Below are 15788 nucleotides of genomic sequence, written 5' to 3' on the forward strand. Positions count from 1 at the left end.
GCCATGTCTTCGATTGCGAAAAATTCCGCGAAAGCCTCCATGCATTCTTCTGCAGCAGACAAGGGCGAGGCGCAGGCGCACTACCGCTTCAAGCCCCTGAACATTGGCCGCATTCTGATCTGGGGCCTGTTTGCGCTGGCCTTGATCGTGGCGCCGCTGATCTTCACCAGCTCGCTGGCGCTGACCATGCTCAGCCAGATTGGCTACCTCATCATCATTTGCCTGTCCTACAACATCCTGCTGGGGCAGGGCGGCATGTTGAGCTTTGGTCATGCGGTGTACACGGGACTGGGCTCGTTTCTGGCCATTCACGCCATGAACAAGGCCGCCGCCGGTGCAATCCCCATTCCGCTGGTGCTCATCCCCATTGTTGGCGGCCTTGCGGGCATGTTCTTCGCTGCTCTGTTCGGCTATGTCACCACCAAGAAGTCCGGCACCACCTTTGCCATGATTACCATGGGCTTGGGTGAACTGGTCGCCTCCATGGCGCTGATGTTCCCCGAGTTCTTTGGTGGCGAGGGCGGTATCACCACCGACCGTGTCTACAGCAAATTCTTCGGGCTGGACTTTGGTTCGGGGCTGCAGGTTTACTACCTGATCGCGGCCTACTGCTTTGTCTGCACGGCAGCCATGTTCGCCTTTACCGGAACGCCGCTGGGCCGCATGCTGAATGCGGTGCGTGACAACCCCGAGCGTGTCGAGTTTGTGGGCTACAACACCCAGCGCGTGCGCTACTTTGCTTTCATCATTGCGGGCTTTTTTGCCGGTATTGGTGGCGGCTTGACTGCTATCAATTTCGAGATTATCACGGCCATGGATAGCGTCAGCGTGGTGCGCTCGGGCGGTTATCTGCTCTTCACCTTCCTGGGTGGTGCCACCTTCTTCTTCGGCCCCATCATCGGCGCTGTGCTGCTGGTGCTGGCCTCGGTGCTGCTGTCTGAGCTGACCAAGGCCTGGCTGCTGTATCTGGGTCTGGTCTTTTTGCTGATGGTCATGTACGCACCTGGCGGCGTAGCCAGCCTGATCATGATGAATCTGCGCGTTGCCAAGTTCGGCCACTTCAAGCGCCTGATCAAGCCCTATCTGGGCGTACTGGTGGCTGGCTCCATCACGCTGGTCGGCGCGGCTTCGCTGATCGAGATGATCTATCACATGCAGCTCAACGCAGCGATGGGCTCCCAGGTTCCATTCATGGGCGCGCAGCTGGACACCAGCGTTGCCGCCACCTGGACGGTTGCCATTGTGATTTTTATAGTGGGGCTGGGCTTGCTGGAGACCGCGCGTCGTATGACGGCGCGACGCTGGGGCCAGATTCAGGAAGCGATAGAAGAAAGCATCAAGAAAGGGGAGGGTTGATCCATGTCCAGCATTGCCATTCATCAACCAACTGCGCAAGCAACTCAGTCAGCAGGCAAACCTTATGCCCTGGAGCTGCGCGACCTGCGCAAGAACTTTGGCAAGACTGAAATCATTCGCGGCGCCAATCTGGCAGTCAATGCGGGCGAGCGCATCGCCATCATCGGCCCCAATGGCGCGGGCAAGAGCACGCTGTTCAACCTGATCAGCGGCCGCTTTGAACCCAGCAGCGGCGACATCTTGCTCCATGGTCAGCGTATCAACGGCCAAAAGCCGTTCGAGATCAACCGCATGGGGCTGTCGCGCAGCTTTCAGATCACCAACATCTTCCCCAAACTGTCGGTGTTTGAGAACCTGCGCTGCAGCGTGCTCTGGAGCTTGGGCTATCGTTACAGCTTCTGGCGTTTTCTCTCCAATCTGCATGACGCTAACGAGCGCGCTAATGAGCTGATGGAGATGATCGGCCTGCACCGCAAGCGCGACACGCTGGCCGTGAACCTGACCTATGCCGAGCAGCGTGCGCTGGAGATCGGCATCACCATCGGCGGCGGTGCCAGTGTCATCTTGCTCGACGAACCCACGGCGGGCATGAGCAATAGCGAAACCGCACATTTCATCCAGCTCATCAAAAAAGTGACGGAAGGCAAAACGCTGCTGACGGTAGAGCACGACATGGGTGTGGTCTTCGGGCTGGCGGACAAGATAGCCGTGGTGGTCTATGGCGAGGTGATTGCCTTTGACACGCCGCAGGCGGTGCGGGCGAATGCGAGAGTGCAGGAAGCCTATTTGGGATCTTCGGTGGCAGATCAACAGGCGGGAGGGCATTGAGATGCTGAAGATTAATGATCTGCATGCCTATTACGGCAAAAGCCATGTGCTGCATGGCGTGGACTTTCAGGTCAATGCGGGCGAAATTGTGGCGCTGCTGGGGCGCAATGGCTCGGGGCGCTCCACGACGGCCAAGGCCATCATGGGGTTGGTGCACTGGGAGGGCGCTCTTGACTGGAAGGGCAAGAACCTCAAAGGTAAAAAAGCCTACGAAGTTGCCCATCTCGGCATTGGCTATGTGCCTGAAAGCCGCGATGTGTTCCCGAACCTGACCGTGCATCAAAACCTGATGCTGGGTCAGAAAGGCAAGAGCAAAGGTAGTCGCTGGGGCTTTGACGATATGTACAACATGTTCCCGCGCCTGAAAGAGCGTCAGCACACCGAGGCGGGCGTGATGTCGGGTGGCGAGCAGCAGATGCTCACGCTGTGCCGCACGCTCATGGGCGACCCCGATCTCATCATCATCGATGAGCCCACGGAAGGTCTGGCTCCAAAAATCGTTGAACTGGTGGGCGAGTACCTCAAAAAGATCAAGGACCGAGGCGTGTCCGTGCTGCTGATTGAGCAAAAGCTGACCATCGCCATGAATATCTCTGACCGGACATTGGTCATGGGCCATGGCCATATCGTTTTTGACGGAACCCCTGACAGCCTGCGCGCCAATGAAAAAGTGCGCAAGGAGTGGCTGGAGGTTTGAGCGGCAACACCCCCTGAGGCGCTTTGCGCTTTCCCTCTCTCTCGCTTTGCGGGAGGGGGACGACATCTTCGCCGCAGGGTCCCCTTTGCTTGGTGACCCGGGCTTGGAGGGTGGTTGTTTTAGGGATTTGCCAAGACGTGGTTATTGCTTGTCTCGGTCGGGACAAACCGCAGTGGCGCATTGCCCAGAAATTCCTACAATCAAAAACGCACGATCGTTCTTTTCTATCGCATAGGGGACAACAGCATGACTGCTGAATACAAAGTGGACGGTGCTATCGCCGTCATTACCTTGAACAACCCGCCGGTCAATGGCCTGGGTCTGTCCACACGCCGCGGCATTGTGGATGGTCTGAACAAGGCCCTGGCAGATGCAGCGGTGAAAGCCATTGTCATCACGGGTGCAGGCAAGGCCTTTTCGGGCGGAGCCGATATCACCGAGTTCGGCAAGGAAGATGCCTACCGTGAGCCGCATCTGATCTCCGTCATCCAGCAACTGGACCTGTCGACCAAACCTTTGATCGCCGCCATTCACAGCGTCTGCATGGGCGGCGGGCTGGAGCTGGCGCTGGGCTGTCATTACCGCATCGCTGCGCCCGGCACGGCCGTGGCTCTGCCTGAAGTCAAGCTGGGCCTGCTGCCCGGTGCCGGTGGCACGCAGCGCCTGCCGCGCGCGCTGGGTGTGGAGCCCGCACTGAACATGATCGTCAGCGGCGAGACCGTGATGAGCGAAATGCTGGCCATGCAACCCGGCCAGAAGCTGTTCAACAAGATGGCTGCATCGCCAGAGACGCTGATGGCCGAGGCCAAAGCCTTTGCACTGGAAGTGGCCGAGGTGCGGCCCCTGCCACGTGTGCGTGACCTGCCATGCAAACATCCCAAGGGCGAGGCCTATTTCGAGTTTGCCGCCACCATGGTGCAGGGCATGTCCAAGAACTTCCCGGCCCCCATGCGCTGCGTGGAAGCCGTGAAGAACGCGACCACCAAGAAGTTTGACGACGGCATGGCGCTGGAGCGCGAAGCCTTTATGCAGCTGATGATGACGCCCGAGTCCCGCGCGCTTCGCCATCTGTTCACGGCTGAGCGTGCGGCATCAAAAATTGCCGATGTACCCAGCGATACGCCGGTGCGCGACATCAAGGCCGTGGGCGTGATTGGTGCGGGCACTATGGGTGGCGGCATTGCCATGAACTTCCTGAATGCGGGCATCCCCGTCACCATTCTGGAGACCAAGGCCGAGGCGCTGGAGCGTGGTGTGGCCACGATCAAAAAGAATTACGAAGCGCAGGTCAAAAAGGGCAAGCTCAAGGAAGACAAGTACGCACAGCGCATGGCGCTGCTGAGCACCACGCTGGCCTATGAGGACCTTAAAAACTGCGACCTGATCATCGAAGCCGTGTTTGAAGAGCTGGGCGTCAAGGAAACCGTGTTCAAGCAGCTGGACGCGGTGGCCAAAGCCGGTGCGATTCTGGCATCCAACACCTCGACGCTGGACGTGGACAAGATTGCCGCCTTCACCAAGCGTCCGCAGGACGTGGTGGGCATGCACTTCTTCAGCCCTGCGAACGTGATGAAGTTGCTGGAAGTGGTGCGCGGCAAAGCCACGGCCAAGGATGTTCTGGCCACGGTGATGAAGGTGGGCAAGAAGATCAAAAAAACGGCGGTGGTCTCGGGCGTGTGCGACGGCTTTATCGGCAACCGCATGATCGAGCAGTACTCGCGCCAGGCGGGATTTCTGCTGGACGAGGGCGCTTCGCCCCAGCAGGTTGACAAGGCCATCGAGAAATTCGGCTTTGCCATGGGCCCGTTCCGCATGGGCGATCTGGCCGGTAACGACATCGGCTGGGCGATTCGCAAGCGCCGTTATCAGGAAACGCCCGACATGAAGTACAGCGCCAGCGCAGACCGTCTGTGCGAGCTGGGCCGCTTCGGCCAGAAGACGGGCGCGGGCTGGTACGACTATCTGCCCGGAAAGCGCGATGCGCTGGTGTCTGATGTGGTCACCCAAATGATTGATGAGCACCGCAAGAGCCTGGGCATTACGCCGCGCAAGATTTCGGACGAGGAGATTGTCCAGCGCCTGGTCTATGCGCTGGTCAATGAGGGTGCGCATATTCTGGAAGAGGGCATTGCAGGCAAGTCCGGCGATATCGACATGGTCTATCTGACCGGATATGGCTTCCCGCTGTGGCGTGGTGGTCCCATGCATTACGCCGGTGAAGTGGGGCTGTTCAACGTGGTCCAGGCCATGGGCCGCTTTGCCCAGAACCCCAATGACGATGCCAAGTTCTGGCAACCCGCGCCACTGCTGGCCCGACTGGCCGCCGAAGGCAAGCAGTTCAGCTGAGCCAAGCCAAGCAATATCCAGAATCAAAGGACAGAACATGACATCCGCAGTGATTGTTTCTACCGCGCGTACCCCGCTGGCCAAGAGCTGGAAGGGCGCTTTCAATATGACTTACGGCCCGACCATGGGCGCTCATGCGGTCAAGGCCGCCGTGGAGCGCGCCGGCATCGAGGGCGCTGAAGTCGAAGACGTGATCATGGGCATGTCGCTGCCCGAAGGCACGACCGGCGGCAACGTGGCGCGCCTGATTGCCGTTCGCGCAGGCCTGCCGGTGACGACCTCCGGCCTGACCATCAACCGCTTCTGCTCCTCGGGTCTGCAGGCGATTGCGCTGGCTTCCCAGCGCATCATCGCCGGCGAAAACGATGTGCTGGTGGCCGGTGGTCTGGAGAGCATTTCCTGTGTGCAGCCCCACCTGAATCCGCACATGGCGTTTGACCCCGAGCTGACTGCCATGAAGCCCGAGATCTACTGGAACATGCTGCAGACGGCCGAGCAGGTGGCCAAGCGCTACAACATCAGCCGCGATGCGCAGGATGAATACGGCGCTTCCAGCCAGCAAAAAGCGGCTGCCGCACAGGCTGCCGGTTTGTTCGAAGCCGAAATCGCTCCCATGAAGACGGTGATGGGCGTAGTGGACAAGGTGCGCGGGCTGATCACCAAGGAAGTGACCGTCAGCCAGGATGAAGGCATTCGCGAAGGTACGACCAAGGAAGGCATCAGCGGCCTGCGCAGCGCGCTGCCCGGCGGTGTGATTACCGCCGGCAACGCCAGCCAGTTCTCTGACGGTGCCGGTGCCTGCGCCGTGGTCAGCGAAGCCTATGCCTCGCGCAAGGGCCTCCAGCCCCTGGGCCGCTTTCTGGGCTTTGCGGTGGCCGGATGCGAGCCTGACGAGATGGGCATTGGCCCCATCTATGCCATCCCCAAGGTGCTCAAAAAACTGGGCCTCTCGGTGAATGACATTGACCTCTGGGAGCTGAACGAAGCCTTTGCCGTGCAGGTCATCTACTGCCGTGATTTTCTGGACATTCCTGCCAACAAGCTCAACGTCAACGGCGGTGCGATTGCCGTGGGTCACCCCTATGGCGTCTCGGGACAGCGCCTGACGGGCCACGCGCTGATTGAAGGCAAGCGCCGAGGCGCCAAGCGCGTGTGCGTGACGATGTGCATCGGCGGCGGCATGGGTGCAGCGGCTGTTTTCGAAGTTCTTTAAACACAGCCCAAGGCCGCAGTCCCGGAAGGGTGCGGCCTTTTATGGGCCTGTGTTTCTTGAAATTGATAGCTGCTAGCGTTGACTGGTAAAGCGCTGCAGCAGTTTTTGATGGAATATTGATATGCGCCTGCGCTCCACCATTGATTTCTTGCTCTACGACTGGCTGCAGGCCGAAGAGTTGAGCAGCCGCCCCCGCTTTGCCGACCATTCGCGCAACACATTTGATGCCGTGATGGACATCTGCGAGCGCATTGCCCGTGAGAAATACGCGCCGTTCAATCGCACGGTGGATCTGCAGGAGCCGCAGTTTGATGGCGAAAAAGTCATCTTGCCCCAGTGCACCTACGACGCCCGCGAAGCCTATGCCGATTCAGGCATGCTCAGCGCCGCGCAGGACTACGAGATTGGTGGCATGCAGCTGCCCTATGTGGTGGAGTCGGCCGCCAACTGCTTTTTTGCAGCAGCTTCGATCAGTATTGGCTCGAACATGCTGACCTCAGGCAATGCCAACGCCATCATGGCCCACGGAACGGATCTGCAAAAAAACGTGTTTGCAGCCAATGAGTTCAATGGCCGCTGGGCTGGCACCATGGCACTGTCCGAGCCGCAGGCGGGCTCATCCCTGTCCGATATCGCTACGCGCGCCGAGCCCGATGGTGCTGACTTTGAAAGCGAAGCGCTGGGGCCACGTTACCGCCTCAAGGGCAACAAGATGTGGATCAGCGCGGGCGACCATGAGCTGACCGAAAACATCGTGCACCTGGTGCTGGCCAAGATTCCCGGCCCTGATGGCAAGCCTGTGCCCGGTGTCAAAGGTATCTCGCTGTTTATTGTTCCCAAAAAGCTGGTTGACACTCAGGGCCAACTGACGGGTGAGCGCAACGATGTGGCGCTGGCGGGTCTGAACCACAAGCTGGGCTGGCGCGGAACCACCAATACGCTGCTCAATTTTGGTGAAGGCAAGTACCCGGTGCGTGGCGAGCATGGGGGCGGGCTGGACGGCCGTGGGGCCGGGGCGATCGGCTATCTGGTGGGTAAGCCCGGCGAGGGTCTCAAGTGCATGTTCCACATGATGAACGAGGCGCGCATCTCCATCGGCATGGCGGCCTCCATGCTAGGCATGGCAGGCTATCACGCCAGCCTCGAGTATGCGCAGAGCCGCCCGCAGGGGCGGCCTATCGGTGGCGGCGGCAAGGATGCGAGCAAGCCGCAGTCGCGAATCATTGAGCATGCGGATGTCAAGCGCATGCTGCTGGCGCAGAAAGCCTATTGCGAAGGCGCGCTGGCTCTGAACCTGCTGTGCGCCAAACTGGTGGACGAGCAATACACGGGCGAGGGGGAGCAGGCTGCCGAAGCCAAGCTGCTGCTGGAGGTGCTGACCCCGATTGCCAAGAGTTGGCCCAGCGAATTTTGTCTGGAGGCCAACTCTCTGGCGATCCAGATTCATGGCGGCTACGGCTATACGCGCGACTTTGCTGTGGAGCAGTACTGGCGCGACAACCGCCTGAACATGATTCACGAGGGCACGCATGGCATCCAGGCCATGGATTTGCTGGGCCGCAAGGTCATCATGGATGGCGGCAAGGGCCTGCAGCTGCTGGCTGCGCGCATCAACGCCACCATTCAAAAGGCACTGCAGCAGGCAAAGCTGAGCACCTATGCCAATCAGCTGGCCCGTGCGCTGGCCGATGTGGGCTCCACCACCAAGGCTGCCTGGGCGACCGACAATCCGCAGGAGGCGCTGGCCAATGCCGTGCCCTATATGCAGGCCTTTGGCCATGTGGTGCTGGGCTGGATCTGGCTGGATGTGGCACTGGCTGTGCTAGCCAAGGATGAGTGGTTGGCCATTGCCGCCCACCGCGGCAGCATGGCGGCTCAGCGTTATTTCTTTCACTACGAGCTGCCGCGTATCGGCGCATGGCTGCAGGTGGTCAAGGCGCGGGATATGACTTGTGCCTACATGGAAGAAGACGCTTTTTAAAAAGCCTTCACCCCATAAAAAATCCCGCATGGCGCGGGATTTTTTATGGGGTGACTTGACTCAGGGTTTTCCGCAGTCATCACGCATGCCAACCATGCCGGATAGCTTTTGCAGTCTGGAGCGCTGTTTCAGGCATTCCTGATGCTTGGCTTCCTGTGCCTTGAACTGCGCAATCTGCATGGCCTTGGTCCGTTCTGCCTGCAACTGGGCAATGCGTTCGCGGATTTGCGGCATCAGTGCGGTGGTGGCTTTCTCGCCCTCCACAATCGCGTGGCTGCGCTGCGCAAAATCGGCCGGGCCAATGTCCAGTACCTTGGGGCGGATGATGATGTCGGCGCGAGCCAGCTCGGCCTGCCCCAGTTTCTGCCCCATGATGGCAATCGACTGGTTGAGCGCACCCAGCATGTTGGCAGGGGTCTTGCCGCTGGCCTTGTTGGAAATGTCTACGGCAATCACGATGTCGGCCCCCAGATTGCGCGCGGCATCCACGGGCACGGGGCTGACGATGCCGCCATCCACATAGTGATACTTGCCAATCGTCACGGGCTGGAACACGCCTGGCACGCTGCTGGAGGCACGCACGGCCTGGCCCACGTTGCCGCGCGCAAACACGGTGCGCTCGCCATCTTCAAGGCGGGTGGATATGACCACAAAGGGCTTGGCTAACTGCTCCATGGGCTTGCGCTGCACTTGCTCGTTCACATAGTCTTCCAGCTTCTGGCCCAGCACCAGGCCGCCCGAGGAAAACTGCAGGTCACGAATCTTGGCTTCGTCGAGCGCCACGGCTTTCTCCTGCAGCTCGAACGCATTCATGCCGCTGGCATACATTGCGCCCACCACGCTGCCTGCGCTGGTGCCTGCGACAAACGAAGGGGTGAGGCCGTTGGCCTCCAGAATTTTGATGACGCCGATGTGGGCAAAGCCCTTGGCTGCACCACCGCCCAGCGCCAAGCCAATCTTGATCGGAGGCGCAGATGCCGTGGTGGCTGGCGAGTAGGAAGGCGCATTGGCCGCAGCGGACGGGGAAGGTGGGTTGCTGCCGCAGGCGGCAAGGCCAAGCAGGCTCAAACAGACCAAAGGGCGCAAAAAAGCATTCGGGCTCATGCCGGGGGATCCTGCTGTCATTAGGGCGCAAAGTATAGCTTTTGGTATTTATTCTGGCTTTGATGGCAGCATTTTTGCTTCTGAAAATATAGCTGTATACGCATGATCGGTAAGTGTTAGAGGCTTATATCCTCTGTTTGGTCTATGCATGCCAAAGCGCTGTTACAGATAATGTTTTCATCACAAGCAAGTGGCTGCAGAGCATGCGCGCAGAGTCAACCGATGGCTCACATTGACGTTGCCTGACAGCTTCATCAATGAGACAAAACAATGCCGCAAAGCAATACATGGCAGGCGAGCGCCGCAGCGATGCAGGCCTCGGCCTGGTGGGTGGGATTTGCTCTGGTGGTCGGTGTCATGGGCGCGGCGCTGATCAGCCCGCTGTATGCGCTATACCAGCAGGCTTGGCAGCTGCGGGCCAGCGATATCTCGATGCTCTACGTGCTTTATATGTGCGGTGGCCTGTGCGCGCTGCTGTTTCTGGGGCGGCTGCCAGACCGCATTGGCTTTCAGCGCGTGCTGCTGTGCTTTTTGTTGCTGACGCTGGTGGGCACGCTGATCTCCATGCTGGCGTGGAACCTGCCCAGTCTGATTGTGGGTCGCTTCATGGTGGGCGTGGCTTCCAGCCTGATCACCATCAGCGCTACCACGGGGCTGACGGTGCTGGCCGCCAGCGGTTCTACCCGGCTGCGCCCCCAGCGCGTGGCCATGGTGGCCAGCTTTCTCAATGTGCTGGGTTTTGGTCTGGGGCCGCTGATTGGCGGCATGGCCGGGCAGTGGCTCCCTCAGCCCTTGATGATGGCCTATGTAGCGCCGCTGGTGCTGGGCTGCGCGGGTGTGGTGGCCATTGCTTTGCTAAAGCTGCCGCAATCCGCATCACAGGCCGCGCAACTCCCCGGCCGTCTGCAATGGCAGGACTGCCAGCCCCGGCTGACCTGGCCACAGCGTGAGGACTCTCTGGCCTTCATCCTTACCTGTGGTTACCCGTTCGTGGCCTTTGGCGTTTTTGGGCTTTATGCATCCATGGCACCGCTGTTCTTGCAACAGATGATTCCGTGGAGCGGCCCGGTCGTTATCGGCACGGCGATTGCGGTCATCTTGCTGGTGTCTGCCTTCATCCAGTTGGTGGCTGCGCGGCTGGCGCTGCATCGCTGCGGATTTACAGGGATGGCGCTGCTGGTGACCAGCAATGGCATGCTGGTTGTGAATCTGCAGATGGGATCAATCTTGTTGTTTGTACTGGGTGTCAGCTTGACAGCACTGGGCCACGGCATGTGCATGTTGGCGGGCATGACCATGGTGGGCCGCATTGCAGGGCCCGATAACCGGGCGGGCATGCTGTCCACCTATCAGACCATTGGTTTGCTGGGCTCCATGTTGCCCATGATGGCGGTGGGCTGGATTGCCGATCACTGGGGCATTCAGGTAGCTGTGACCGTATTTGCTTGCTTTGTGATGGTGCTGGGCTCTGTGCTGGGGCTGGCATTTGTGCGCCACCCACGCATGAGGGCTAAGCCAGAGGCCTGAAATGTCAGGCCAACTACTATTGCGGCCCAGACTGTCAACGAGCATATTTCCACAGGCGGCATCAGATTTGTCCTACGGTCATGCGCGAACAGTTCGTATGAGAGTACAAATATTGAGTCGTTAAAGTTAAACGTCAAATTTATGTAAGAAATAAGGGAGCAATAGAGATGACTCAACTTTTTAAGCGTTCCGCACAAATCCTTGCCATTACTGCTCTGTCTTTTGGCCTGGCTGCCTGCGGCAAGTCGGATGACAAGACAGCAGGCCAGAAGTTGGACTCTGCAATCTCTCAGACGCAGCAGGCCGCTGAAAATGTCGGCACCAAGATTGAAGACGGTGCGGCCAAGGCTGGCGATGCCACCGCAAATGCACTGGACAAGGCTGGCGAGAAAGTCAGCAATGCCGCTGATGCAGCAGGTCACAAGATTGAAGAAGGCGCCACCAAGGCTGGTGCTGCACTGGACGATGCTGGCATCACTGCCGCCGTCAAGACCGATTTGATCAAGGCTCCTGAAATCAGTGCACTGCAAATCAATGTGGACACCCAAGGTGGTGCGGTGACTCTGTCGGGTACCGTGCCCACGGAGGCCATCAAGACACAGGCTGGCGATATCGCCAAGGCCGCAAAGGGCGTGACCTCGGTCAACAACAATCTGACCGTGAAGGCTGGCTGATACTGTTCAGCTACCGTCTCGTATGAAGCCAGAGCGCGCAAGCCCTCTGGCTTTTTTTCATGGCTTCGGCAGCTAAGATGGCTTCATGACCCAAGCCGATCAAAAGCTCTCCACCCATCTGATTCACCATCCGTACAAGCCTCCTGCGGATTTTGAAGGCCCTCTGACTGCAGTACACAAGGCCTCGACCGTGTACTTTGAGAATGTGCAGGCCATGCGCGATCGACGCTGGCTGGACAAGAGCAGCTATACCTATGGGCTGCACGGCACGCCCACCACCTATACGCTGGAGGAACGACTGGCTTCGCTGGAGGGCGGTCTGCAATGCCTACTGGTGCCCAGCGGGCTGGCGGCTATTGCCACGGTGTCGCTGGCGCTGCTGAAAACTGGCGATGAGGTGCTGGTGCCTGACAACGCCTACGGCCCTAACAAGACCCTGACCGAGGGTGAGCTGGCCCATTTCGGTATCACCCACCAGTATTTCGACCCCATGAATATGGAGGATCTGGCTGCCAAGATCACACCCGCGACCAAGCTCGTGTGGCTGGAGGCACCGGGCTCTGTCACCATGGAGTTCCCCGACCTCATCGCCCAGGTGCGCCTGTGCCGCGAAAAAGGCGTGACGACGGTGCTGGACAACACCTGGGGCGCAGGCCTGGCCTTCCGACCTTTTGACTTGCTGGGCGACGGCAGTCTGGGCGTGGATGTCACCGCCCATGCGCTGACCAAGTACCCCAGTGGCGGCGGCGATGTGCTGATGGGCAGCATCATCACGCGCAACCAGCCACAGCACATGCGCATCAAGCTGGCCCATATGCGCATGGGCCTGGGCGTGAGCGGCAATGATGCGGAATCCGTGCTACGTAGCCTGCCCAGTATTGGCCTGCGCTACCACGCTCAAGACCGCGCCGCGCGCCAGCTGGCACAGTGGCTGGCCACGCAAAATGCCGTGGCCCAGGTGCTGCACCCGGCGATGCCTGATGCACCAGGCCATGCGCACTGGAAGCAGCTGTGTGCTCAGGGGCAGAACGCAGAAGGCGTGGCCGCAGGCCTGTTCAGCGTGGTGATTGACGAGCGCTTTGACCAAGTGGCGGTTGACCGCTTCTGCGACAGCCTGCGCCTGTTCAAGCTGGGCTACAGCTGGGGTGGTCCGGTCAGCCTGGTTGTGCCCTATGAGTTGCCAGAAATGCGCAGCCGCGCCACGCCGCATATCAAGCCCGGTACGGTGGTGCGTTTCGCCATTGGCCTGGAAGATACGGCCGATCTGCAGGTGGACTTGGCGCAGGCCTTGACCAAAGCCTTTGGCTAAAGTGAAGGTCAAGCGATTCCGCTATTGAAATAAAAGCGGTCAGCGCCGTGTGCAGGCTGATTTTATGGCATTTCATACCTGAAATGCCGCAGATACAGGCGCTGGCCGCTTCTGTTTTAGTAAGCGGCGCACAGGCAGGTGGATGCGGGCTTTCCGCAATGCTGATTAAAGCGTGAGCAGGTAACTTGTACTTATCCAATGCACGCAGCACTGCGGCGCACGGGTCACAAGGAGGTTCTCGCATGCAAGCGTCCCCCGTATCCGAAGTCAAGGCCGAGTCCGGCAATCTGCAAATACAGCGCTTGCGCTGGGCCGATCCGTGGCAATGGCTGGTGCAAGGCCTGCGCGATGTGCGCCGGGCACCGGGCATTGCGCTGTTCTATGGTCTGTGCTTCTGGGGCATGGCGCGAATGATGGTCTGGGTATTCAGGGCCAGCCCTGAGTATGTGATGTCCATGGCCAGCGGCTGTCTGCTGGTTGGGCCCTTCATGGCCATGGGTCTGTATTACGTCAGCAAGCAGCTGGAGCAGGGCAAACCGCCGCTGCTCTCCGAGTCGCTGACCTGCTGGGACTCACATCTTGCCAGCATGGGCATGCTGGTCATGGTGCTGATGGTGCTTGAAATGCTTTGGGGCCGCGCCGCCATGGTGGTGTTTGCTATCTCTTTTGATACAGGCATGCCCACCACCGCCAATATGTTGCAGACCCTGTTGCGACCCGAAAACTGGGAGTTTTTGCTGATCTATACGGCCGTCGGTGCCGTATTTGCGGGGCTGGTGTTTGCCAGCATGGTGGTGTCTTTGCCCGCCATTTTGGACCTGGATACCGATGCGCTGACGGCCTGCATCACCAGCATGCGCGTGGTGGCCAGCAACAAGGGGGTGATGCTGCTCTGGGGGATGCTCATTACCGTCTTGATCGCTGCATCTTTCTTGTTCTACAGCGTGGGCTTGATCGTGCTGGGGCCGGTACTGGGCTGCGCCAGCTGGCATGCTTACCGCGCCAGCGTGAGTGAGAGCGTGAAGGTCTTGGATCAAGCCGATGCGGCTGCCTGAATCAAAAAAGTGAGAGTGATATGGAGTTTTTGAACTGGTTGAAAAAAGTCTTTACGCCGCCGCCTGCAGCCATGGGACGTGCCTCGGACGAGTCCCCGAGCGGGATTTCCTCGAGCAGCCATAATGATGGCAGCGATGTCTTCAGTGACAGTTACTTCAACGGCCCAGATGGCGATGAAAGCGACAGCTCAAGCGGCTCGGACAGCAGTAGCGACAGTGGAGGCGATGGCGGCGGTAGCGGTGGCGACTGAGCCCGCAGCGCTTATTGCAGCAGCGGCTTGAGCTTGGGCCAGACATTGCCCAGCATCAAGGGCTGGGCCTGAGCATTGGGGTGAATCCGGTCTGACTGAAACCATTGCCCGGCATCCGGCCCATCGCCAAAGCCAGAGAGCAAAAACGGTACCACTGGCAGCTTTTGCTCGCTGGCAATCTTCTCGAACATGCTGGCAAACTGCTCGGTGTATGAGGCACCGTAATTGGGGGGCACCTGCATGCCTACCAGCAGCACCTGGGCACCAGAATCTTTGGATGCTTTGACCATGGCTTGCAGATTGCTCTGCGTGCTTTGCAGCGCAAGTCCGCGCAGGGCGTCATTGCCGCCCAGCTCAAGCACCACCAGTGCCGGCTGGTGCTGGGTCAGCAGCGACGGCAGTCGCGACTTGCCACCGGATGTGGTTTCGCCGCTGATGCTGGCGTTGACTACCTTTCGGGGGATTTTTTCAGCGTCCATACGCTGCTGCAGCAATTGCACCCAGCCCTTGCCACGTGTCAGCCCGTATTCGGCACTGAGGGAGTCGCCCAGCACCAGCACCGGGCCGGGCTTTAAAGGCGCGGCCGAAGCAGCGGGTTTTGCCGCCTCTTTGGATTTGCCGTGAGATGCGGCGGCGACTGCACCGCAAGCCCCTGAAATTGCCAGCATCAGCGCAACGGCGATACAGTGACGACGCTGCAGAGCAAAGTTCTGGCGGCTGTCCCTGGTGTTTTTTTTGTCGAATTGATTCATGTCCAAAACTCTTGCCATTCCTTTGATTGCGGTGGAGCAACTGTCCAAGTCGGTCAGCGATTCCACCGGCGTGCTGGATATTTTGCGGGATATCAATCTGAGCTTCACTGCGGGCGAAACCGTAGCTATTGTGGGTGCATCGGGCTCGGGCAAAAGCACCTTGCTATCGATTCTGGCGGGTCTGGATACCCCCAGCCGCGGCACGGTTCAGCTGCAGGGGCAGGACTTGTTTGCGCTCAGCGAAGACGACCGTGCGGCGGTGCGGGCCCAGAAGATGGGTTTTGTCTTCCAGAGTTTTCAGCTGCTGGGCAACCTCACCGCTTTAGAAAACGTCATGCTGCCGCTGGAGCTGGCTGGTCAGCGCGATGCCAGAGCACGCGCCACGCAGATGATGGAGCGTGTCGGACTGGGTCAGCGTCTCAACCACTACCCCAAGCTGATGTCGGGTGGCGAGCAGCAGCGCGTGGCCCTGGCACGGGCCTTTGTGGTGGAGCCCGCCGTGCTGCTGGCCGACGAACCTACGGGCAGCCTGGACTTCGCCACCGGCCAGACCATCATGAAGCTGATGTTTGCCCTGAACCGCGAGCGCGGCACGACGCTGATTCTGGTCACGCATGACCGGGGGATTGCTGCACAGTGCGATCGCAGCATCACGATAGAGGCCGGTCAGGCGGTTTGATCTTGATGCACTGAAA

14 protein-coding genes are annotated in these 15788 nt (G+C 59.5%); 12 read left to right on the plus strand and 2 right to left on the minus strand.

Features of this window, described 5'->3' with window-relative positions; all coding sequences use genetic code 11:
* The first annotated feature begins 3 nt into the window (after positions 1-3).
* From HF327_RS15020 to HF327_RS15045, 6 genes are all read left to right on the plus strand, one after another.
* The gene (locus HF327_RS15020; protein WP_407927048.1) at positions 4-1356 is read left to right on the plus strand and encodes a branched-chain amino acid ABC transporter permease; all 1353 of its coding nucleotides are present in this window, start codon (positions 4-6) and stop codon (positions 1354-1356) included.
* 3 nt (positions 1357-1359) lie between these two features.
* The gene (locus HF327_RS15025; protein ID WP_198460942.1) at positions 1360-2184 is read left to right on the plus strand and encodes an ABC transporter ATP-binding protein; all 825 of its coding nucleotides are present in this window, start codon (positions 1360-1362) and stop codon (positions 2182-2184) included.
* 1 nt (position 2185) lies between these two features.
* The gene (locus HF327_RS15030; protein WP_198460943.1) at positions 2186-2881 is read left to right on the plus strand and encodes an ABC transporter ATP-binding protein; all 696 of its coding nucleotides are present in this window, start codon (positions 2186-2188) and stop codon (positions 2879-2881) included.
* A 246-nt stretch (positions 2882-3127) separates the two neighbouring features.
* Positions 3128-5227, plus strand: coding sequence for a 3-hydroxyacyl-CoA dehydrogenase NAD-binding domain-containing protein (locus tag HF327_RS15035; protein WP_198460944.1), 2100 nt, complete (start codon positions 3128-3130; stop codon positions 5225-5227).
* A 37-nt stretch (positions 5228-5264) separates the two neighbouring features.
* The gene (locus HF327_RS15040; protein ID WP_198460945.1) at positions 5265-6440 is read left to right on the plus strand and encodes an acetyl-CoA C-acyltransferase; all 1176 of its coding nucleotides are present in this window, start codon (positions 5265-5267) and stop codon (positions 6438-6440) included.
* Positions 6441-6561: 121 nt separating this feature from the next.
* Positions 6562-8421 (plus strand): acyl-CoA dehydrogenase, encoded by a 1860-nt coding sequence (locus HF327_RS15045; RefSeq protein WP_198460946.1) that lies wholly within the window; start codon positions 6562-6564, stop codon positions 8419-8421.
* A gap of 60 nt (positions 8422-8481) precedes the next feature.
* Here HF327_RS15045 and HF327_RS15050 read toward each other — a convergent pair whose 3' ends face one another.
* Positions 8482-9525, minus strand: coding sequence for a patatin-like phospholipase family protein (locus HF327_RS15050; RefSeq protein ID WP_198460947.1), 1044 nt, complete (start codon positions 9523-9525; stop codon positions 8482-8484).
* Positions 9526-9795: 270 nt separating this feature from the next.
* Between HF327_RS15050 and HF327_RS15055 the strand changes: the two genes are divergently transcribed.
* The 5 genes from HF327_RS15055 (at position 9796) to HF327_RS15075 (ending at position 14341) form a co-directional block, all read left to right on the plus strand.
* Positions 9796-11052, plus strand: a complete 1257-nt coding sequence (locus tag HF327_RS15055) for an MFS transporter (RefSeq protein WP_198460948.1) — start codon at positions 9796-9798, stop codon at positions 11050-11052.
* A gap of 167 nt (positions 11053-11219) precedes the next feature.
* Complete coding sequence (locus tag HF327_RS15060) at positions 11220-11726, plus strand: BON domain-containing protein (protein WP_198460949.1); 507 nt, start codon at positions 11220-11222, stop codon at positions 11724-11726.
* Positions 11727-11811: 85 nt separating this feature from the next.
* Positions 11812-13035 carry a PLP-dependent transferase gene (locus HF327_RS15065; RefSeq protein ID WP_198460950.1) on the plus strand — a complete coding sequence of 408 codons (1224 nt, stop codon included), beginning with the start codon at positions 11812-11814 and terminating at the stop codon, positions 13033-13035.
* A gap of 242 nt (positions 13036-13277) precedes the next feature.
* Positions 13278-14090 (plus strand): DUF2189 domain-containing protein, encoded by an 813-nt coding sequence (locus HF327_RS15070; RefSeq protein WP_198460951.1) that lies wholly within the window; start codon positions 13278-13280, stop codon positions 14088-14090.
* Between the two features lie 20 nt (positions 14091-14110).
* Entirely contained in the window at positions 14111-14341 is a 231-nt protein-coding gene (locus HF327_RS15075) for a hypothetical protein (RefSeq protein WP_198460952.1), read from the plus strand.
* An 11-nt stretch (positions 14342-14352) separates the two neighbouring features.
* Here HF327_RS15075 and HF327_RS15080 read toward each other — a convergent pair whose 3' ends face one another.
* Entirely contained in the window at positions 14353-15093 is a 741-nt protein-coding gene (locus tag HF327_RS15080) for an arylesterase (protein WP_198460953.1), read from the minus strand.
* Here HF327_RS15080 and HF327_RS15085 point away from each other — a divergent pair.
* Positions 15092-15772 (plus strand): ABC transporter ATP-binding protein, encoded by a 681-nt coding sequence (locus tag HF327_RS15085; RefSeq protein ID WP_198460954.1) that lies wholly within the window; start codon positions 15092-15094, stop codon positions 15770-15772. The genes HF327_RS15080 and HF327_RS15085 overlap by 2 nt on opposite strands.
* Positions 15773-15788: the final 16 nt, after the last annotated feature.

Origin of the sequence: Comamonas suwonensis (assembly GCF_012844455.2) — a bacterium.
Lineage (GTDB): Bacteria > Pseudomonadota > Gammaproteobacteria > Burkholderiales > Burkholderiaceae_C > Comamonas > Comamonas suwonensis.